The organism is Aneurinibacillus aneurinilyticus ATCC 12856 (assembly GCF_000466385.1).
GTDB lineage: Bacteria > Bacillota > Bacilli > Aneurinibacillales > Aneurinibacillaceae > Aneurinibacillus > Aneurinibacillus aneurinilyticus.
Map to the genome: position 1 here is coordinate 38503 of NZ_KE952845.1, position 21052 is coordinate 59554.

Below are 21052 nucleotides of genomic sequence, written 5' to 3' on the forward strand. Positions count from 1 at the left end.
TATAGTAAATGCCGGATTTACACAAATCCTATTCGTAAGAAACAACATTTAATTGAAGAAAATTATGGAGTGGTTGCATGCTCTACTCATTATTGTTACCGGATCTGCATGTCGATTCCGTATATGATATTGATTTGAATGAATTGAAAAAGCGTGGTATTAAAGGGATTATTACAGATCTGGACAATACGCTAATCGAGTGGAATCGTCCAGATGCAACTCCGGAACTTGTGAAGTGGATGAAAGAGCTTAAGGAGCAAGGCTTTGCGGTCGTGATTGTTTCGAATAATAGACAAACACGGGTATCCAAAATAGCAGAACCGCTCGGGGTACCGTTCATTCATCAGGCAAAAAAGCCGACGACATCGGCTTTTCGCCGGGCTACACGGGAAATGGGGCTGTCTGTACAGGAAACAGTAGTTATCGGCGATCAGCTTTTCACCGACGTGCTTGGTGGAAAGCGGATGGGCTTTTATACGATTCTGGTCGTTCCGGTAGCGCAAAGCGACGGGTTTATTACTCGTTTTAACCGGAAGATGGAGAAAGTGGCGTTAAACTGGATGAGAAAACGCGGAAAAATTCCGTGGGAGGATTCGAATGGATAAGCAAGAAATGATGGAACTGTATTGCGCGGGATGCGGTGTAGCTATTCAGACGGAGGATAAAACCTCAGTCGGCTATGCTCCTCCGCAGTCATTGGAAAAAGAAACGGTCATTTGCCAGCGATGCTATCGTATTCGGCACTATAATGAAGCGTCTACTGTCACATTAGGTGACGACGATTTTGTGCGCATTCTTAATGGGATAGGTGACACCAAAGCATTGGTTGTGCAAGTGGTAGACATTTTTGATTTTAATGGAAGCTGGTTGCGCGGTTTGCCGCGTTTTGTAGGAGGCAACCCGATTCTTCTGGTGGGCAATAAAGTGGATTTGTTACCGAAGAATGTAAACCGTAATCGTCTGATCAATTGGATGCGGAAGTCGGCTGCCGATCTTGGATTAAAGCCGCTCGATGTTGTGCTTGTGAGCGCACGCAAGGGTGAAGGCGTAGAGCGATTGGTGCAGGCGATGAATGAATACCGTAAAGGCCGCAACATTTATGTAGTCGGTGTGACTAATGTTGGTAAGTCATCGTTAATTAACCGTCTGCTTAAGCAGTTTGGTGAATCTGAGATGGATATCACAACATCCCAGTTCCCAGGAACAACATTGGATGTCATCGAAATCCCGCTTGATGACAAGTCCTCGCTATATGATACGCCAGGCATTGTTAACCGTGATCAGCTTGTGCATAAGGTGGCGCCGCAGGAATTGAAGATAATTATGCCGGACAAGCCGATTAAGCCGAAGGTATATCAATTGAATGCCGAGCAAACGATGTTTATCGGGGGGCTGGCCCGAATCGACTTTGTTAAGGGGGAGCGTCAGCCGTTTGTATTTTACTTATCAAACCATCTGAACATTCACCGTACAAAGCTGGCCAATGCGGACGAGCTGTATGCGAAGCACAAAGGCGAAATGCTGGCACCGCCAGGACCTGATGCGGCTGAAGCTATCGTGTGGGAGAAGTTCACATTCAAGGTTCCGTCAGGCAAGTATGATATCGTCATTTCTGGACTTGGCTGGATTGCAATGCATGGCAAGGGCGCGAATGTTGAAGTGCACGTGCCGAAAGGCGTGGCTGCAGGTCTTCGCCCTTCACTTATATAAGCCCACCCGTTTACCCCTGGACTTCAGGGGGTTTTTTAACATATAATTTCTTCCGATCGCATCACTTGAAAAACTCGCGAGGCATGTGTCAACTGTCTCCCTCACCCGAGATACCCGGACGTTTTGTCGGGCCGCCCGAAGTGGCACAAAGCGGCCGTTCGGCATCGTTGTGGAAAAGGACGAGCGGCCATGCCCGCGAGTTTTTCTTATACATAGTTCGTGAGATAAGATGAAAAATAGGAAACTATAGTGAAGAGAGGCGAGTCGATGAACAGTCAAACGGTATTAACCGGATTGTTCGGCCATCCGGTGGGACATTCCTTATCCCCGCTAATGCATAACCGGGCATTTGCCGAATTGGGGATAAATTTTCGTTATGCAGCGTTTGATATTGAACCCGGGCAGGTACGAGAAGCGGTAGAGGCAATTCGGGCGCTTGGCCTGCGAGGTGTGAATGTTACGATTCCGCATAAAGTTACAGTCATGGACTATCTTGATGAGGTAGACGCGGAAGCGAGGGCTATTGGGGCGGTTAATACGATTGTCAATGACGGGGGCAAGCTTATCGGATACAATACAGATGGACGAGGCTATGTGCGTTCTTTAACTGAGGAGACGGGCGTGGATTTGTCCCGGCAGTCGGCATTGTTGCTTGGAGCAGGTGGCGCAGCACGAGGTGTGGCTGTAGCGCTGCTTGGAGCGGGTCTGGCCTCGCTGGTCATCACAAATCGGACGAGAGAGAAAGCGGAACAGCTTGCTGAACATCTGCAAGCGATTCATCCGCAAGCGAGCATAACGGTTCAGCCGACAGAGCGGATAAACGAAGCTCTTGTGGACGCTACGCTTTTGGTGCAGACAACTTCCATCGGCATGCATCCGAATGTAGAAGCAAGTCCGGTATCGAAGGAAGCGCTGCATGAACGATTACTGGTCAGCGACCTTATTTATAATCCTATGGATACGAAGCTTTTGCGTGATGCAAAAGAGAAGGGCGCTCATACTCATCAAGGCTTGGGGATGTTTATTTATCAGGGTGCTCTAAGCTTTGAATATTGGACAGGACAGCCAGCGCCTGTGGATGCCATGCGTGAGGCTGTATGGGATGCGCTGCGCAGCCGTCAGCAAGCATAAGGAGGAACAATATGTTAAAAGGAAAACAAAAGCGGTATTTGCGTTCGTTGGCCCATCATTTGAACCCGATTTTTCAGGTGGGTAAAGGCGGCGTGAACGAGAATTTGATTACACAGGTCGAAGAGGCACTTGAAGTACGCGAGCTGCTGAAAATATCTGTGCTGAATAATTGTAGTGAAGACAAAAATGATGTGGCGGAAGAAATCGCCGCTGGCAGCGGTGCGGACATCGTGCAGATTATTGGCAATACGATCGTGCTCTATAAAGAATCAAGGGAGCATAAGACGATTGAGCTTCCAAAATAACCGCAAAAAAGTTGGTCTTTATGGAGGTACCTTCGACCCTATTCATACGGTTCATCTAATTGTGGCAGAGCAGGCACGGGACATACTGGCGCTTGATGAGATTTGGTTTCTGCCAGCGCGCATCCCACCTCATAAGCAGGCGAAGCAGATTACCGCCGACGTTCACCGGGTCAAGATGATCGCCCATGCAATTGCCAGGCATCCATCCTTTCGGCTCGATACAATTGAGCTTGAACGCGAACCGGAATTGCCTTCTTATACGTATGATACGGTCCATATACTAAAGGAGAGGCACCCGGACATCGACTTTTATTTCATTATCGGTGGAGATATGGCGGCCTATCTGCCAAAATGGCACCGTATTGATGAATTAATTTCAATGGTACAGTTCGTGGCATTGGGGCGGCCTGGTTATGTGATGGACAATCCGTACATGCAGTGTGTCATCAAGGTGGAGATGCCGCAATTGGATGTTTCTTCGTCCATGATTCGCAAGAAAGTAGCGCTGGGCCAATCCATTCGATATCTTGTACCGGAGGCGGTAAGAATGTATATAGAGGAGAAACGGTTGTATGAAGCGTGAACAATTGTTGGAAGCTGTACGTGAGCAGATTACAAAGCATCGTTATGAGCATACGTTAGGCGTTGTCGATACAGCTATCCGACTCGCCGACAAATATGGAGCTGATAAAGAGAAGGCTGAAACGGCAGCTATCCTTCATGATTATTGCAAGTTTTGGCCGGAAGATAGAATGCGTGAGATTATTGAGAGCACGCCGACTATTCCGAAGGATTTGCTTGAGCATGATAAAGAATTGTGGCATGCTCATGTCGGGGCCGAGGTCGTTCGAAGCGAGCTGGGCATTGAGGATGAGGAGATTCTTGATGCGATTCGTTACCATACATCAGGTCGCGAAAATATGACCTTACTGGAGAAGATCGTATGCCTGGCTGATTATATAGAGCCGGGACGCCAATTTCCGGGAGTTGAAGAGTTGCGCACTGCGGCGGAAGAGGATTTGGACCGGGCGCTGGCCAAGGGACTGGGGGGAACGATTACCTTTCTTGTAAATAGGGAAAAAAGAATATATCCCCTCACTGTTCTGGCTCGCAATTCCTTACTTAAATTGAAAACGAAAAACGCACAGGAGGAATAAAAGCGTATATGACAGAATTGGAAATTGCTCAATTGGCTGCAAAAGCGGCAGAAGATAAAAAAGGGAACAATGTAGTCATCCTTAACCTGCAGGGTCTTTCCATTATTGCTGATTATTTCGTCGTTTGTCACGGTAATTCCGAAACCCAGGTTCAGGCGATTGTTGATAATATTAAAGATAGTGTGGAAGAAGCTGGCCTTACCGTGCGCGGACGTGAAGGATATGATGAAGCACGCTGGGTATTGATCGATTTAGGAGACGTTGTCGTACACGTATTCCATCGCGATGAGCGGGAATTCTACAATATTGAGCGCTTATGGAAGGATGCTCCCGTTGTCAGCGTTCAGTAGCTACCGGAAACTGGCTGATGTATATGATCATCTAATGGCGGATGCCCCATATGACCAATGGATGCAGTTTACGGCCCAGGCATGGCGTATGATGGGAGCGCATCCTCATTATGTGGCGGAGCTTGGCTGCGGCACCGGTTCGCTAACTCGCTATTTGCTTGAGAGGGAACTGGAAGTGTGGGGTGTGGATTTATCTGCTGACATGCTGGAAGTGGCGAGGGAGAAAATAGGGCGCAGCCATCCGCATGCGTCTGTTCACTGGCTGAAGCAGGATATACGCCACCTTTCACTCCCACGAGAAATGGACAGTATTGTAAGCTTTTGCGATACGCTGAACTATATCCCGGACGCCGAAGGGGTACGACAAGTATTCGCACATGTATTTGATGCACTTGTCTCCGGTGGTACGTTCCTGTTTGATGTGCATACTCCGTACAAAATCGCCGAGGTATTCGGAAATGAATCGTTCTGCTACCGTGATGAGGATGTAGCATATATCTGGCAAAGCACGTACGATGAAACGGTAGAGACGGTAGAACATGATTTAACGCTATTCGTGGCAGAAGGGAACGGCTTGTATCGTCGTTTTAACGAGCTGCACCATCAGCGTGCCTATTCACTTGATGATTTGCAGAAATGGCTTGGCGAAACGGGATTCAGCCTTTTAAGCATTACGGCAGACTTTTCTACCCAGCAGGTAGAGGAAGATAGCGAACGTGCCTTTTTCCTCGTCCAAAAGCCATGAGGAACATAAGTTGACATCAGGCAGGTAAGTTGCATATAATTTTAGATAATTGCAAATGAAGGCCTTGATAAGGAATAGTAATTGCCAAGAAGTGATGCAGAGAGTTAACGGTTGGTGCGAGTTAACCGCTTGAGGCGATGAACTCACCTTGGAGCCGATAGCGGGAAAAGCAAGTGTGAGTACCGTTATCCGACTCATCCACGTTACGGATGCGAAAGTGGGCGTCGTTTTTCTAGCAGTGAATTGCTATGCGGCGTTAACTGGGGTGGTACCGCGGGAGTTACGCCTCTCGTCCCTGGATGATTGCAGGGATGGGAGGCGTTTTTTAATGGATAAGAAACGATATGTCACTGTAAAGTAAGAAATTTACATATCATTTCTTCCGATCGTATCACTTAAAAAATGCGCGAGGCGTGCGCCAAACGCTTTCCTTTTCCTATGGGGCGTGTGGCAATGCTCGCGAGTTTTTCTTGTCGTAGAAGGACATGAATTATGATCACTGTGGAGGTTAGTCATTAATGAGAGCTTACAAGCCGCATGAAATCGAGCAAAAGTGGCAGCAGTATTGGGATGAAACGAATGCGCACCGTACGAATGAGGACGATGCGAAGGAGAAATTCTACTGCCTAGAACAATTCCCTTATCCTTCTGGACGTTTGCATATGGGGCATATGCGCGTGTATTCCATTGGAGATGTGACGGCTCGCTATAAAAAAATGAGCGGTTATCAGGTTCTTCACCCGATGGGATGGGATGCTTTCGGTATGCCTGCTGAAAACGCAGCTATTAAGCTGGGTGCACAGCCGTCCAAATGGACGTATGAGAATATTGACTTTATGAAAAATCAGCAAAAAAAGCTTGGTGTCAGCTATGATTGGGAGCGAGAGCTTGCCACATGTTCGCCTGAATATTATAAAATGACCCAGCAATTATTCCTTTTGTTCTATGAAAGAGGTCTGGCGTACCGTAAAAATGGAGCGGTGAACTGGTGTCCACATGATCAGACCGTACTCGCTAATGAGCAAGTAGAGGATGGTTGCTGCTGGCGTTGCGGTACGGAAGTAGTCAAGTTGGACCTGGAGCAATGGTATTTTAAAATTACGGACTACGCTGATCGTTTAGTAAACGATTTGGAACAATTGGCAGGATGGCCGGAGAAAGTCAAAACGATGCAGCGCAACTGGATTGGCCGCAGCACAGGTGCCGAGGTCACATTCGAAGTACCGGAAGTGGACGAGAAGCTAACTGTATTCACCACTCGTCCGGATACGCTGTTTGGTGTGACCTTTATGGTGCTGGCACCGGAACATCCAGTTGTACGAAAATTGATTGCCGGTAAAGAAAATGAGGCGGCAGTGAATGCGTTTATTGAGAAAACGCGAAAAGAATCCGATATTACACGTACTGCAGCTGATGCGCCAAAAGAAGGGATGTTTACGGGAGCGTACGCCCGTCATCCGCTGACTGGTGAGAATGTACCGATCTGGATTGCCAACTATGTATTGATGGATTACGGTACAGGTGCTGTTATGGCCGTACCGGCTCATGATACACGTGATTTCGCGTTTGCCCGCCAGTATGACCTTCCGATCAAGCGTGTCATTGTAGCAGAAGGCGAAACATTCGATGTGAATGAGACGCTGGCTGAGGCGTATACAGAAGATGGCGTGCTCGTGCAATCTGGAACATTCGACGGAATGCCGAATCGCGAAGCGCTTGTAAAAATTGGAGATTATCTGAAAGAGCAGGGATTGGGCGGTCAGACGGTTTCCTATCGTTTGCGCGATTGGCTCGTATCGCGCCAGCGTTATTGGGGAGCGCCGATTCCGATTATTTATTGCGATGATTGTGGCATCGTTCCGGTGCCGAAGGAGGATTTGCCGGTTATGCTGCCTGAGGATGTCGTCATTGACGGCATGAGCAATCCGCTTGCCAAATCCGAAGCATTCGTAAATGTGACGTGTCCGTCCTGCGGCGGACATGCGCGCCGGGAAACCGACACGATGGATACATTCATCGATTCTTCGTGGTATTACCTGCGCTATACGGATTCAAAAAACGACCAAATTCCATTCAAGTCTGAGAAAGCGAACAAGTGGCTGCCGGTTGACGAATATATCGGTGGTATTGAGCACGCGATTCTGCATCTTCTCTATTCGCGCTTTTTTACAAAAGTATTGTATGATGCCGGCATGGTGAATTTCACGGAACCATTCAAAAGCTTGCTGACGCAAGGAATGGTACTTAAGGATGGCGCGAAAATGTCCAAGTCAAAGGGCAATGTTGTTAGTCCAGATGAAATCATCGCCAAGTATGGTGCAGATACAGGACGGCTTTTCATTTTGTTCGCTGCTCCGCCGGACCGCGATTTGGAATGGAGCGATAGTGGCGTAGAAGGAAGCTACCGTTTCCTTAATCGCGTATGGCGCATGGTGGACGGCCATGCTGAGCTGGTAGCGAGCCACCCTGCTGTTCATTTGTCCGATAGCGCAGCGAAGGACTTGAACCGTACACTGCATGCTACTATTAAGAAGGTGAGCGAGGACATTGGCGAGCGTCGTCAATTTAACACGGCAATAAGCTCCATTATGGAGCTTGTGAACAAAATCTACGCTTATCCGGAAGACGCGGATCGTGGCATGCTTGCACATGCTATCGAAAGTACAATTATTCTGCTTGCACCTTTTGCTCCGCATATTACAGAGGAGATGTGGCGCATTGTTGGTCATGAAGATAGCGTACATGAGCAGAAGTGGCCTGTGTTTGATGAGACCGCTCTGGTGCTTGATGAAGTAGAGATTGTCGTGCAAATCAACGGCAAGGTACGTGAGAAGATGGTTATTCCAGCTAATACAACGAAGCAGGACATGGAAGAAATGGCCAACAGCAATGAAAAAATTAAAGAGTTGGTCGCCGGAAAAACCGTTCGCAAAGTCATTGCAGTTCCTGGGAAGCTTGTGAATATTGTTGTAGGATAATCGTTATAGAATTTTGACAACTTGCATGCTATACTTTTGAAAAGCTTAGCTTTTTAGATTTTGAGATGAGAGAGTATGGAGGAGAGATAAGATGAGAAGAGTGAGTGTTATGATGGCTCTATTTGCGCTGGCATTGTTCGCGCTAGTAGGATGTAGTCAGGAAACGAAGCAGGGATCTGTACAGCAGAAGGCGGAACAGGCAAGCCCCGATAAGAAAGTGAAGGTTGGTATTACACAAATTGTCGAGCATCCGGCACTTGATTCGATCCGCAAGGGAATTATTGATCAATTGGCGGACGAGGGCTTCAAAGATGGAGAGACAATGCAATTGGAGTACCTGAATGCTCAGAATGACATGAATAATGTTGCGACGATCGCTCAACAGTTGGCGGCTGATAAGAAAGATATTATCATTCCGATTACGACGCCTTCTGCTCAAGCGGTAGCTCAACAAGCGAAAGAAATTCCGGTTGTTTTCTCTGCAGTAACCGACCCGGTGGCGGCCAAGATTGTACCGGCATTGGATAAACCGGGGAAGTATATTACAGGTACATCCGACGTGTCTCCAATGGACAAACAAGTGCAGCTTGTGAAAGAATTCGTACCGTCTATGACGAAACTCGGCGTTATTTATAATACGGGGGAAGTCAATGCTGAAGTGCAGGTGGCTATGATTGAGAAAGCAGCTCAGGCATTAGGGATTAAGGTAGAGAAAGCCGGAATATCGAACTCCAATGAAGTAAAGCAGCGTGCTGAATCCATCGTTGGCAAAGTAGATGCTATTCTTATTCCGGTTGATAATACGGTTGTATCTTCATTTGAAGCTCTGCTAACTGTAGCCAAAGCATCCAAGATACCTGTGTTCGCTTCCGACAGCGACACGGTGAAACGAGGTGCGGTGGCTACCTATGGTATTGATTACTATAAGCTTGGTCGGCAGACCGGTGTGATGGCGGCCCGTGTTTTGAAAGGCGAGAAGCCTGATACAATACCGGTTGAGACGTTAAAAGATGTACAATTGATGATGAATGAGACCGCCGTAAGAGACTTTGGTCTATCTGTTCCTGACAAATTAAAAGCGGAAACACCAGCTAGCAAATAGCTCAGACAGACACAAAAAAACTCCTTCCTGGTTAGTGGAAGGAGTTTTTTTTGTCGGCAAACATTTCTTTTACTTCGAGAATATCCACATCGAATTTTCGATGGGTTGCCTGAATCAGGTGTTCGAATACGTGCTGCGTCTCACGATCCAGCACGTGCAGTCCAATACCTGTAACCCCTCCCGGAACGCACACTCTGGCTTGCAGGGTAGGCAACGAGAAGCGACCATCCTCTAGCAAGCGACCAAGACCTACAACCATTTCGGTCATCAACCGAGTTGCCTGCTCTTCTGTGATAGCCGTCTCCGATACAGCACTATCGATAAAGCGCTGCAGCAAAAAGCTGAAAAAAGCAGGCCCGCAGCTAACAATATCAGAAGAGATGCGTGTATTTTGCTCCTCAATTTCAATTGGTACACTAATGGCGGACAGCAAGGTCAGCAGTTCTGATCGATCGGTTACACATAAACGACTGCCGAACGTTACCAGCGCGGCGCCGCTCAAAGCAGTATTCGTAATGCTTGGAATGACGCGAGCCACCTTGCAGGGTGTATAAGCCTCCAACTGCTGGACACCGACGGAACTTGTGATGGAAAGCAGGAGCTTATCAGGGGTTAAACAATGCTGAATTTCATCAAGTACGGTACGGTAGTCGAGCGGCTTCGTACAGAGAAACAGCACGTCCGCCGCATGTGCCACGTCGATGTTTGTACCGGTAACAAGACCGGCGTTTTTTCTGGCAAGCGTGCGCGTTTTTTCCGGTGACCGGTTTGAAACGATGATGTGTGCAGGAGGCACGGTGCCGGATTCGATAAAAGCTTCAATTAGAATCGTTCCCATACTTCCCGCTCCAATAAAGCCGATAATCATCTGAATCCCTCCGGCAATCATGATTGATTAATGTGTATGGGAAAGTCGCAGGATTCAGTACACATATTTTTCCAATTATGCTAAAATGCAATTGAATGGAAATTAATTACATAAACTTTGTACCATGTCCGCTGTTACAAGCTTGCGAGGGGGAAGATGATATCGCTGTGCGAGTTGGTTGATTTGATTGGTGACCTCATTAATCTCCGCTACATTGATAGCATTTCCGCTTTTGCACTGTTCCACTGCACTTTCAATTCTGGCTTCCCGGAGAGAGTCTAGCTTTCTGTAGAGGGCGATGTATTCCGCTTGTTTAGCTGAGTGGGCAGTGATAGCTTTGTGAACACTCATGATAAAACCTCCTTTTTTCTGAACGGATTCAGTACATGTATATAAAAATTATAGGTAATTTGTTGGCAAACTACAAGTGAAGGGGAGAATGGCATTGAAAAACTGGATGCAGGGAAAGAAGAAATGGATTAGTAGTAGTATATGTCTTTTTATTCTCGTTAGTAGTGTTTATTTTTATAACCTTCAGCAAAAACCCGCAGAACAAGCATTTGCCTTCGCTGAAGCTAAACCAGCCGCACAGACCTCTCAAGAAACAATTGATGAGGCTGCGCGTCGAATGGGAGAGCCGGAAGCGGAACGAAAGACGGATAACGCTCCGTCAGCGGGTTCTATCTCTATTGTAGTAGATGTGAAAGGTGCTGTAGTGAAGCCTGGTGTCTATGCCTTGCCCAGGGATGCACGTGTCTACCAGGCGATTGGCATGGCCGGGGGGCTGTTGCCGGAAGCAGATGCAAAGCAGGTCAACGGTGCGCAGTTACTTCAGGATGGTACCATGCTGTATGTTCCACTAAAAGGAGAAGCATCCGCTCCTACGACAGCGGGGAGCATGATGAATGCTCCTGCTGCGGAAGAAGGTAAAATAAATCTTAATACGGCAACCTCGGAACAGCTTCAGACGATTCCTGGCATTGGCCCTGGAAAGGCAGATGCAATTCTTCAATATAGAGAAGAGCACGGGCCATTTAAAACAGTCGACGAGCTTACAGGTGTATCTGGTATCGGTGCGAAGACAGTGGAGAAAATGAAAAGCAAACTTTTTGTTCAATAAAAATTTTCGAATTAAGTTGACAGGTCGGAATAGTAAGGCTATAATTACAAACAAGAACGAAGCAAGCATAATGAAATTTTATAAGTAATCTCTTATCAAGAGCGGCAGAGGGACTGGCCCAATGAAGCCCGGCAACCGGCATGAAATGCAAGGTGCTAAATCCAGCAAAGCAGTGTGCTTTGGAAGATGAGAGCGATGGTACATACCTACGTAACCAACCCTCTTCTTCCAGGAAGAGGGTTTCTTATTTCTGATTTAAGAAAGTATATAGCGCTATAAAGCGGGAAAGCAACATATACTTTCTTCCGAAAATTAACGATTACGAGGAGGAAGATTAACGATGGCAGAAGAACGTAATTTCAAATTTGAAACAGTATGCTTGCATGGGGGGCAGGAAGTGGACCCTACCACATTATCTCGTGCAGTTCCGCTTTACCAGACAACCTCGTATGTATTTAAAGATACTGATCATGCAGCGAACCTGTTCGCTTTAAAAGAGTTCGGAAATATTTATACACGTATCATGAATCCTACGCAGGATACATTCGAGAAACGGATTGCGGAGCTCGAAGGCGGTGTTGGTGCGCTGGCAGTCGCATCCGGTCAGGCGGCAATAACTTTCTCCATTCTTAATATTGCCCATGCGGGAGATGAAGTGGTTGCATCGAGCAATTTGTACGGCGGAACGTATAACTTGTTCGCACATACGCTTCCAAAACTCGGTCTGACGGTAAAATTCGTCAATCCGGATGATTTGGACGAAGTACGTGCAGCCATTACGGATAAAACCAAAGTGCTCTACACTGAAACCATCGGTAACCCGCGGGCGGACGTAGTAGACCTGGAGGCCCTGGCAGCTATTGCTCATGAAAACGGCATTCCGCTTATTGTGGATAATACATTTGCGACTCCATATCTCTGCCGCCCAATTGAATTTGGCGCTGATATTGTCGTCCATTCTGCTACAAAATTCATCGGCGGTCATGGTACCTCCATTGGTGGTGTGATTATTGATTCCGGTAACTTCGACTGGACCAATGGCAAATTCCCGGGACTGACAGAGCCGGATCCAAGCTATCATGGTGTTGTTTATACTGAAGCGGTAGGGAATCTGGCATATATCATTAAGGCGCGCGTACAATTGCTGCGTGATTTGGGGGCGGCTGTATCGCCGTTCAACTCATGGTTGTTCCTGCAAGGTCTGGAAACACTCCATCTGCGCATAGAACGCCATGTGGAAAACGCAAAAAAAGTAGCGCAATACCTGGAAAATCATGAACTGGTGTCCTGGGTTAATTATCCCGGCCTGGAAAGCAGCCCTTATTATGAGCGTGCACAGAAATATTTGCCGAAAGGCGCGGGTTCCATCTTCACCTTTGGCATTAAAGGCGGTTTGGAAGAGGGCAAAAAATTCATCAATAGCTTGAATCTTCTTTCTCATCTGGCTAATGTTGGCGATGCTAAGACGCTAGTAATTCATCCGGCTAGCACAACGCACCAGCAGCTGACAGAAGAGCAGCAGGTCAGTGCCGGTGTTTCTCCAGATATGATTCGCCTGTCCATCGGTATTGAATCCGTGGACGATATCATCGCCGACCTTGAGCAGGCACTTAAAGCAAGTCAACTGGCGACAGTAAAATAACACATATGATATTTGTTTTTTGTAAGGGGCGAGGAAATATTTCCGCCCCTTTTTTGCGATACTTCTATCCCATCGTTTATTATATAAATAACGTTTGGCATTTCGGTATTGTAGATTGATTCAGTCGGATATATAGAAAAGAGGGAGATAGATGGACGTACGAAAGTCATGGGATGAATATTTCATGGATCTAGCCTATATGGCGGCCACACGCGCTACATGTCCGCGTCGGCATGTTGGAGCCGTGTTGACCAGAAACAGAAAAGTTCTGGGCACGGCGTACAATGGAAGTCCGAGCGGCGTCGATTCTTGTCTGGATGTAGGGTGCATGCTGCACAACTATTACGAAACAGACGGGAATGGTGTAATCCAGGAAAAGCAGAAATGCATTCGCACAATTCATGCTGAACAAAATTTGCTGCTATTCACTGATCAGGAAGATCGGCAGGGGGCAACAATCTATGTTACCGATCAGCCGTGCTGGACATGTGCCAATCTTATTGCCAATAGTGGCATTGCAGAAGTGGTCTATCACAGGGCATACGCCAAAGATTACGAGAAGGTTGCACGGCTATTTGCTCAGAAGAACATTGAATTTCGTCAGATGAAGGAATACACACCACCGACTGGTGTTAAGCTGGAGTTTGTGGATTAAGAGAAATTTTTTTATAAAATACACAAAAATATGGTATGGATGTTAAGCAAGGGGGTAAAGATGTAGCAAGAGGATATATTCTGTTGAACTACGAACGAGGTGATTTCAATGCAACCGAATGTCGCAACGATCCGTGGTGTATGTGATAATTTTCAAGCTCCGCAGGAAAGAACAGACGATGTGTACCGCATTGTGGAAGAAGCGAAGACGCGCCCCGAAATCACGGTAGAAGAGAAAAAGACAATGCAGGGTACACTGCTGCTTGGCTTCTATACCGAACACGGTGTTTTCCGCTTAGTCGTACAAGCGGGTCTGCCGATTAAAGGTCGGCTCTATATAAATGGGATTACTGAAGAAGAAATGGCAATCAACCCTCTTATCCGTTTGTTTTATGGCTCCGTATATTTGATGGGAGCGAGCGGTATGCTTCGCCTCTATGAAGAAGGAGTAAGCAAGGATATTCATTTCCGTGAAGGTCGTATTTATGAGAATAACGGATTTGGGGAAGAGAAAGAGTTGGCCAACATTCTGGTAGAGCAATATATTGATCAGCAAATTGTTGAAGGTCGCATTAATTTTCTGTTGGAGAAGTTGAACGATTGTATGGTGCAGAAGGAAGAACCGAATACGCATATAATTAAGCAGGAATTGTCTGAGTTAACGGGACAGTGGAATGAACTGCAGAATTTTTAAAAGGAAAGAGGAGTATACTCTTTCCTTTTTTTTACATTTAAATTATCTTTTATGATACAATAAAATAAAAACAGAGATACATGCTACAAGGGAGAAAGGAAGGGAATGAGGATGGAAATAGTGCTTCCCAGATTAAATCGGCTGGTTCCTTCATTAGAATCAACATTTCATAAATTGGTGGAGGAGCAAGGGGAGTTAAGCGAAGCGATACTGGGATGGATAGATGAGCAGGGAACGCCTCGGGCACGCGAAGCGCTTGAGAATGTAGCCGGTGAACTGCTGGACGTGGCACAGACCTGTATCTCCATGACTTTCGTACTGGAGGATTTGGCGCCGGATGTAAGATTGGAAGAAATGATTGATGACCATCTAGCCAAGCTATTGCGTAAGGGATACTTGCATAGCGTAGCTGGAGACATTTATATTACTGTAAATAAAGATGGCTTTCGGGAGCTGAGCTTGCCTCGATTGGTTATTCCAGGCGTCACGATGGACAGCACGGTGCTGAACATTTCGGTGGCAATTGGACGATTTGCTCAGTGGATTGGCAAGTTTCGTGGTGCAAGCGGCGAAGTCAGAAGATATACGGATGAACAGATTCTTAAAGGATGCGGCTTGAACTTATTACATATTGCTCAATGCTGTTTTACGATGCTATACATACTGGAAGAAACATTTTTGATGGATATTGACGTTCTCATGCGTATGCATATAGATAAATTGAAAAGGCGCGGGTACGTGGGATAATGGTGAGGCAGCGGACGCTTTTAATTTGTAGTTTATACATGCTGGGCGGACTTGTTTGCGCTTCTCAGTTTGTTCATAGCGTCCGCGCAGGCCTTGGCCTGCTTTTGCTGACAATTGTGCTTGGGATTTTGCCACTCTGGCTTCAAAAAGAAGTGTTTTCCCGCTCACTTGTTTTGGTAGGTCTGGCTTGTTTGTGCACAGGTTTTATGTATTATATATGGACAGAGCAACGCAACACAAGTGTGTTGCCGGAAGCGGCGAATGCGGCCTTTACTGGACGCATTGAGAGCCCTGTGGTTTTTGATGGAAATCGATGTAAGTTTACCCTGCGCATCAATAGCTTGGAAGACAAGGAGTTGCTGCGCTCGGAAAAGGTCCAAGCCACGCTTTATTTTCGGGATAAAGCATCACGTAACGAAGCGGAAAAAGTGCTCGGATACGGCACGGAGCTTGCAGGTCCCATAGAATTAATGATACCGTCTTCCCCTACTAACCCGGAATCATTTGACTATCCCGCCTATCTTCACTGGCAACGGATTCATCGTCTTGGTAAGATTATGGATATGCGCAGTCTTTCCTATCGAGAAGCTAAACTGAATTTTACCGTGGCTATGATGTCTTCACAACGGTGGCTGGCGGATCGTGTATCCAGTCTGTTTGCGCCAGAGGCAGCTGGCTTGCTTTCCGGGATGCTTCTGGGAGCGGTGGATGATATTGACCCGGATACGTATGCAACGTTTTCTTCATTAGGTCTCACGCATATTGTTGCGATTTCTGGACAGCATATTGCACTGCTGAGCGCAGGGGTGCTCTATGTATTGCGCTTATGTGGTGTAACAAAGAGGCGAGCCTATATAACGCTTGCATTATTTCTGCCTCTGTATGTAATTATGAGTGGTTCCAGCGCCTCGGCTGTTCGTGCCCTTATTATGGGTGAATTCGTTTTGCTCGCATTGATTGTAGGCAGGCTTAAAGACGGATGGAATTTGCTAGGCGCTGCATTTTTGCTTATGATAGGATACGATCCGTATTACATTCATAATGTAGGATTTCAACTATCCTACCTCGTTACTTTTGGCTTGCTTGTGTTTGTGCCGCCTATTATGAATAAATGTACCGCCGGATCATTGGCTATAAGAAGTTTGATCGCGGTTACAATTGCGGCGACATTAGTATCGTTTCCGCTAACAATCTACTATTTTCACGTATATTCTTTTCTATCACCAATGATCAATTTTTTGTTTGTTCCCTTTGTTAGCATATTGATTGCGCCGCTTTCGGTCGTTTCTATCATTTTGGGGAGCGTACATCCAGCTCTTGGATTTTTGACGTCCAAAATAGTAGATATTCTGTTGCTTCCTGCACTGCGGTTGTTGCGAATCATAGAGCAGGATTATTCGCTGCGATTCGCTTTTGAGTCGCCTTCGCTATGGTGGATGCTAGGATATTTCGGCTGGCTTATCTTTCTTACTGCATGGTTATATGATAGAATAACCTTTAATTGGAAAACAAAAACATGCCTTGTCCTTTTTCCGGCACTTCTATTTGGTATGCTCTTTTTTTCATGGCTGAAAAAAGAAGTTGTGGTTACTTTTTTGGATGTGGGTCAAGGAGATGCTATCGTAATTGAAACACCTGGACGTACCGTGCTGATTGATGGCGGGGGTTCTCCGCTCCTTTTTGGGGAGCAGGCGTGGGAGAGGCGACGCGAACCGTTTAATCCGGTCAAATCTACTGTCATCCCCTTTCTGCATGCAAAAGGAATTTCTTCGCTCGATTTAGTTGTTATGACCCACGGTGATAGCGATCATATTGGCGGTATTTCCTATTTGCTGGAGCATATGCCTGTTCGGCAGGTAATGGTCAATGGATTGCCAGCCCGTACCGAGATTGAAAAAAAAGTGAATGAATTACTTCACTATAAACGTATTCCTATATTGAAGGCTAAACAGGGCCAAGTGTGGAGTGAAGAACCTGGCATCGTCTGGCGGGTTCTGAATCCTGTTCGTGTGCTTTCACCAGAAGGGGAAGATAATGCATATTCTGTTGTATTATGGCTTGAAGCATACGGGTCAACGTTTCTATTTACCGGTGATCTGGAACAGGAAGGAGAAATGAGACTATTGCATGAGAAAGCTGTCGGAACAGTGGATGTGCTTAAAGTAGGCCATCATGGGAGCAGAACCTCAACATCTAAGCCCTGGGTGGAAGCTCTTTCGCCAAAGCTGTCCGTTATCTCGGCCGGAAAGAAGAATCGGTACGGACACCCGCATCGCGAAGTCATAGAAAGATTGGAAACGAATGGGAGCATCATCCTCCGCACTGATAGATGCGGCGCAGCGGTCGTACGCGTGCGTGAAGGTGCGCTTACATATAAAACAATGGAATCCAATGCTGGATGCAAATAAAGTGAAACTTTATGCAGTAAGGGTTTCTTCATTTCCTATTGCGTGTTAGTTTAACATATCGAACCTTTAAGGGTAGTTTGTCCTCCGCCTGAGCTTCGTCGATTTGTCCAAATCTTGAGGTGAGGATATTACTGCCCGTTAAAGCTGGAAAATTTTTTAGATATTCATGCAACATTTAGTGCAACATTTAGTATATACCTTACGTCTGAGGTATTGAGAGGGGAGGCACGGGCGTGGTTGATGCAGAGTTAGTACGCTCCGCCCAGAACGGGGATCGGGAAGCTCTTGTACAATTGTTGAAAGTGATAGAGCATTCCGTTTACCGCACCGCTTTTTACGTATTGGGGAACGAGCAAGATGCGCTGGACGCCTCTCAAGAGGCGTTAATTCGAATTTATACGAAAATCGATACCTACCAGGAGAAAGCGAAGTTTTCAACCTGGGTGCAGCGTATCGTGACCAATGTGTGCATAGATAAATTTCGTAAAAAGAAAGAAACCGTATCGATTGATCAGCACGAGCTTACCCTGTATGATGTGCAAAACGTAGAGCAGGAAGTGGAAAGGGCGGGAATGGCAGAAGAAGTCAGAAGAGCGATCAAGCGGCTTCCGGAGCATCAACGTACGGTTGTTACGTTGCGCTACCTCCAGGATTTATCGTACGGAGAAATTGCGGAAGTTATGAATATGCCATTAAATACCGTAAAATCATACCTCTATAGGGCCCGGCAACAACTTCAGGAATTACTACATGAATATCAGAAAGGTGGTGTGTAGAGTGAGTTGCGAAGAAGCTTATGAGTGGATACAGCGTGATCTGGACGACGAGCTTACTGATGTTGAAAAAGAAAAGCTAATGCTGCATTTGGCAGCATGCCGGGATTGCTCGTCATTATATGACCGCTTGAACTCTCTCTCTACGCATCTGGCGCAGCTTCCTATGGTGGAACCGCCATATAGCATTGTAGAATCCATCTTGCCGGAACTTGATCGGATCGATAGCGAACGAAGCATTCCTCCGATTGCTAAGGAGCAGGCAGCAGCTGTGGAATTACCGCAGCGCCTTTCTCGCAGGGCAATCTGGTATCGCTATATCGGCGGAGCTACGGCGGCTGGTTTGTTGATATCAGCTGTTGCTTTTATGCTTAATTATACGAATACCGATATCAAGGAGACGGCGCTTTCGACTTCCGAGATCGCCCGTGTGGAGGATGCGCCTGGAACAAAAGCGCAAACGATGGCCGGTGCAGGCGATGATAAACAGGCTGAGCTTCACCAGAAACAGCAGACGGAGCTGGAGGGACAGCCTGCTGAGGCACAGACGCCTGTCGGTGGGAAAGCTGGGGAAGAGCAGCCTTCTGATAATGGCTCCCCTGGCCCGAATACGTCGGGAAGCGTAGATGTTCCTACAGAGCAGCGGACGCAAGGAGCTTCCAAAGCTCAGGAAGTACATCCTGAGCAACGGCAGGCAAGTGAACAGAAGCCAAAGCCGGAGAATCCGAAGCGGGAGTCAGCGAATGAACCTTCTGTTCAGCCGAATGCTGAATCGGGGACAGTCAAGCCTAAGCCGGATGAGCCAATTATGAATAGCTCAGATCCTAAGGCAGCAGTTGCTCAGGTGCCGGAGTCATCCGCAGACAATAAGGCGTCAGCTGATGAGAATGAACCTCCTGTCGATAACAAAAAATCAATCTCGAACGGGTTGATAGCTTTTGTTCAGGAAGATGGAAAACAGCCGAAAAAACCGGCAAAACAAGGCATAGCTGCGTCAGGGCAAAGCGATGCAAATAAGACAACGAAACAGGAGTATTTTGTAAGCAAGACAGACAGCGCCCTGCTGGTCCGCAACGCAGATGGGGGCATTGAGTTTGTTACCCATACATGGAACGAGATGTATAATGTATCGTACCGTTGGATTGGGGAGAAGAAAATTGTGTATAAGCTTGAATACATTGGGCGAAAAGGCGAAGATGGTGTTACGGCTTCACAGCCACAGGAATGGCTAATTGACCTTGAAAAAAATGTTGAACGTCCACTTTACAATAAATAAGCACCCTTTCTTCTCTCGTGCGTATGATGTAGTAAAGGCAACGGTGCTTATCGCTCGGCCTCCGGGAAAAGGGCCCACCTGGACCTTGAGCGTTTACATATACGCACAGCCTTCCACAGGCCATGGCACACTTTGCCATGGTTTTTTTGTTTTGTATAATATCAAGGGTGTTGATTATCCAGTACGATCTAGAGTGGATAGCCACCACACCGTGCCCCAAACGGGCGTCGGTCCAGCCTTGGCGACACGTGCATCTCCCATTCTCCAATATATGGATAATGAACTGGTATAGTATAATATGTAAGGAGGATTGAGGTGACATAGATGGAAATACGGCAAATTGTACGGGATATCAAACAAGGGAACATCGCTCCTGTGTACGTATTTTATGGCACTGAGCAATATATAGTAGATGAAACTGTTCGATTAATCGAAGCGTGCGTACTGGACGAAGCAAGCCGGGATTTCAATTATAGTGCGTATGACTTACGTGAGACTCCTGTCCAGACGGTATTGCAGGATGCAGAAACCTTTCCTTTTATGGGAGAGAAACGCGTCATACGTGCGTCGTACGCGCTATTTCTGACTGGAAGCAAACTTCCTTCGGGAGCCCCTGAGCATGATATGGATGCGTTAGGTGCGTATATAGAGAACCCGCCGGACTATTCGGTGCTTATCCTGGAAGTGGCACAGGACAAGCTTGATGAACGAAAAAAGGTAGTAAAAGCGCTCAAAAAAAATAGTATTATGGTCGAATGCGCCCCGCTAAAAGAAGCGGCACTTGCTGACTGGGTAGTCCGTCAGGCGAAACGTTACCATGTTGGTATGGATGCAGCAGCAGCAGATCTGTTAATTGCGATGAGCGGGACGCATTTGCGCCAGCTAGATAAGGAAATTGAGAAGCTGGCAGCCTATGTAGGCGAAGATGGAGAGATTACCGAACCTATTGTGGAGAAGCTGGCGACACGGGAGCTGGAACATGATATTTTTCGGTTAATCGATAAAATTGCTCGTCTGCAAATTGAAGAGGCGATGCGGATGTATTATGACCTCCAACAACTTAATACCGGTAGCAGCGAAACGAAAGGAGAAGGGGAACCCTTAAAGATTCTCACGTTACTTGCGCGCCAGTTCCGCATTTTGCTTCAGATTAAAACATTGCAGCCGCGCGGGTATTCTCAACAGCAAATGGCTTCATTGCTTGGTATTCATCCATATGTTGCCAAGCTGGCGAGCGAGCAGGCGCATGCATTCAACGAACGGACTCTTAAGCGGATTATTCACAAGCTTGCGGAGGAAGACATCCGAATTAAAACAGGACAGATTGATAAAGTGCTGGCTCTTGAACTTTTTATTCTAGGATTAAAAGATAGTATGCATACACCATAGAAT

General features: G+C 46.7%; 21 protein-coding genes, 1 riboswitch and 1 other annotated feature. Of the genes, 19 read left to right on the top strand and 2 right to left on the bottom strand.

Annotated elements, in window-relative coordinates; all coding sequences use genetic code 11:
* The first annotated feature begins 77 nt into the window (after positions 1–77).
* From HMPREF0083_RS17735 to HMPREF0083_RS17780, 10 genes are all read left to right on the top strand, one after another.
* Complete coding sequence (locus tag HMPREF0083_RS17735) at positions 78–605, top strand: YqeG family HAD IIIA-type phosphatase (protein ID WP_021623016.1); 528 nt, start codon at positions 78–80, stop codon at positions 603–605.
* A 7-nt stretch (positions 606–612) separates the two neighbouring features.
* The gene (gene yqeH, locus HMPREF0083_RS17740) at positions 613–1710 is read left to right on the top strand and encodes a ribosome biogenesis GTPase YqeH (protein WP_040303553.1); all 1098 of its coding nucleotides are present in this window, start codon (positions 613–615) and stop codon (positions 1708–1710) included.
* Positions 1711–1977: 267 nt separating this feature from the next.
* Positions 1978–2841, top strand: coding sequence for a shikimate dehydrogenase (locus tag HMPREF0083_RS17745; RefSeq protein ID WP_040303510.1), 864 nt, complete (start codon positions 1978–1980; stop codon positions 2839–2841).
* Positions 2842–2852: 11 nt separating this feature from the next.
* The gene (gene yhbY, locus HMPREF0083_RS17750) at positions 2853–3146 is read left to right on the top strand and encodes a ribosome assembly RNA-binding protein YhbY (RefSeq protein ID WP_021623019.1); all 294 of its coding nucleotides are present in this window, start codon (positions 2853–2855) and stop codon (positions 3144–3146) included.
* Positions 3130–3729: a nicotinate-nucleotide adenylyltransferase gene (locus tag HMPREF0083_RS17755; RefSeq protein ID WP_021623020.1), complete on the top strand. Its 600-nt coding sequence runs from the start codon at positions 3130–3132 to the stop codon at positions 3727–3729. The genes yhbY and HMPREF0083_RS17755 overlap by 17 nt, the downstream gene beginning before the upstream one ends.
* Positions 3719–4303 (top strand): bis(5'-nucleosyl)-tetraphosphatase (symmetrical) YqeK, encoded by a 585-nt coding sequence (yqeK, locus tag HMPREF0083_RS17760; RefSeq protein ID WP_021623021.1) that lies wholly within the window; start codon positions 3719–3721, stop codon positions 4301–4303. Before HMPREF0083_RS17755 ends, yqeK begins: the two co-directional genes overlap by 11 nt.
* 8 nt (positions 4304–4311) lie before the next feature.
* Positions 4312–4653 (top strand): ribosome silencing factor, encoded by a 342-nt coding sequence (gene rsfS / locus HMPREF0083_RS17765; protein ID WP_021623022.1) that lies wholly within the window; start codon positions 4312–4314, stop codon positions 4651–4653.
* Positions 4637–5398 carry a class I SAM-dependent DNA methyltransferase gene (locus HMPREF0083_RS17770; protein ID WP_051354712.1) on the top strand — a complete coding sequence of 254 codons (762 nt, stop codon included), beginning with the start codon at positions 4637–4639 and terminating at the stop codon, positions 5396–5398. Before rsfS ends, HMPREF0083_RS17770 begins: the two co-directional genes overlap by 17 nt.
* Positions 5399–5453: 55 nt before the next feature.
* Positions 5454–5698: a binding site (T-box leader), on the top strand.
* 218 nt (positions 5699–5916) lie between these two features.
* Entirely contained in the window at positions 5917–8376 is a 2460-nt protein-coding gene (gene leuS, locus HMPREF0083_RS17775) for a leucine--tRNA ligase (RefSeq protein WP_021623024.1), read from the top strand.
* Positions 8377–8467: 91 nt separating this feature from the next.
* Positions 8468–9478 carry an ABC transporter substrate-binding protein gene (locus tag HMPREF0083_RS17780; RefSeq protein WP_021623025.1) on the top strand — a complete coding sequence of 337 codons (1011 nt, stop codon included), beginning with the start codon at positions 8468–8470 and terminating at the stop codon, positions 9476–9478.
* Positions 9479–9509: 31 nt separating this feature from the next.
* On the opposite strand, the gene comER is transcribed toward HMPREF0083_RS17780, so the two are convergent.
* On the bottom strand, positions 9510–10346 hold the full coding sequence (comER, locus tag HMPREF0083_RS17785; RefSeq protein ID WP_040303515.1) for a late competence protein ComER: 837 nt from the start codon (positions 10344–10346) through the stop codon (positions 9510–9512).
* A gap of 102 nt (positions 10347–10448) precedes the next feature.
* Positions 10449–10697 (bottom strand): DUF2533 family protein, encoded by a 249-nt coding sequence (locus tag HMPREF0083_RS17790; protein ID WP_021623027.1) that lies wholly within the window; start codon positions 10695–10697, stop codon positions 10449–10451.
* 94 nt (positions 10698–10791) lie between these two features.
* Here HMPREF0083_RS17790 and HMPREF0083_RS17795 point away from each other — a divergent pair, with 94 nt between their 5' ends.
* The 9 genes from HMPREF0083_RS17795 to holA all read left to right on the top strand — a co-directional run bounded on the left by HMPREF0083_RS17795 (position 10792) and on the right by holA (position 21049).
* On the top strand, positions 10792–11466 hold the full coding sequence (locus HMPREF0083_RS17795) for a helix-hairpin-helix domain-containing protein (RefSeq protein WP_167331581.1): 675 nt from the start codon (positions 10792–10794) through the stop codon (positions 11464–11466).
* An 89-nt stretch (positions 11467–11555) separates the two neighbouring features.
* Positions 11556–11659: riboswitch (SAM riboswitch) on the top strand.
* A gap of 147 nt (positions 11660–11806) precedes the next feature.
* Positions 11807–13108, top strand: coding sequence for a homocysteine synthase (locus tag HMPREF0083_RS17800; RefSeq protein WP_021623029.1), 1302 nt, complete (start codon positions 11807–11809; stop codon positions 13106–13108).
* A gap of 151 nt (positions 13109–13259) precedes the next feature.
* The gene (locus tag HMPREF0083_RS17805; RefSeq protein WP_021623030.1) at positions 13260–13763 is read left to right on the top strand and encodes a deoxycytidylate deaminase; all 504 of its coding nucleotides are present in this window, start codon (positions 13260–13262) and stop codon (positions 13761–13763) included.
* A gap of 108 nt (positions 13764–13871) precedes the next feature.
* Positions 13872–14456 (top strand): hypothetical protein, encoded by a 585-nt coding sequence (locus tag HMPREF0083_RS17810; RefSeq protein WP_021623031.1) that lies wholly within the window; start codon positions 13872–13874, stop codon positions 14454–14456.
* A gap of 105 nt (positions 14457–14561) precedes the next feature.
* The gene (locus HMPREF0083_RS29070; RefSeq protein WP_040303518.1) at positions 14562–15203 is read left to right on the top strand and encodes a MazG-like family protein; all 642 of its coding nucleotides are present in this window, start codon (positions 14562–14564) and stop codon (positions 15201–15203) included.
* Positions 15203–17611, top strand: a complete 2409-nt coding sequence (locus tag HMPREF0083_RS17820; protein ID WP_021623033.1) for a DNA internalization-related competence protein ComEC/Rec2 — start codon at positions 15203–15205, stop codon at positions 17609–17611. Before HMPREF0083_RS29070 ends, HMPREF0083_RS17820 begins: the two co-directional genes overlap by 1 nt.
* A gap of 233 nt (positions 17612–17844) precedes the next feature.
* Positions 17845–18387, top strand: coding sequence for an RNA polymerase sigma factor (locus HMPREF0083_RS17825; RefSeq protein ID WP_021623035.1), 543 nt, complete (start codon positions 17845–17847; stop codon positions 18385–18387).
* Between the two features lies 1 nt (position 18388).
* The gene (locus HMPREF0083_RS17830) at positions 18389–19660 is read left to right on the top strand and encodes a zf-HC2 domain-containing protein (RefSeq protein ID WP_040303523.1); all 1272 of its coding nucleotides are present in this window, start codon (positions 18389–18391) and stop codon (positions 19658–19660) included.
* Between the two features lie 324 nt (positions 19661–19984).
* Positions 19985–21049 (top strand): DNA polymerase III subunit delta, encoded by a 1065-nt coding sequence (gene holA, locus HMPREF0083_RS17835; RefSeq protein WP_021623038.1) that lies wholly within the window; start codon positions 19985–19987, stop codon positions 21047–21049.
* The last annotated feature ends 3 nt before the right edge of the window (positions 21050–21052 follow it).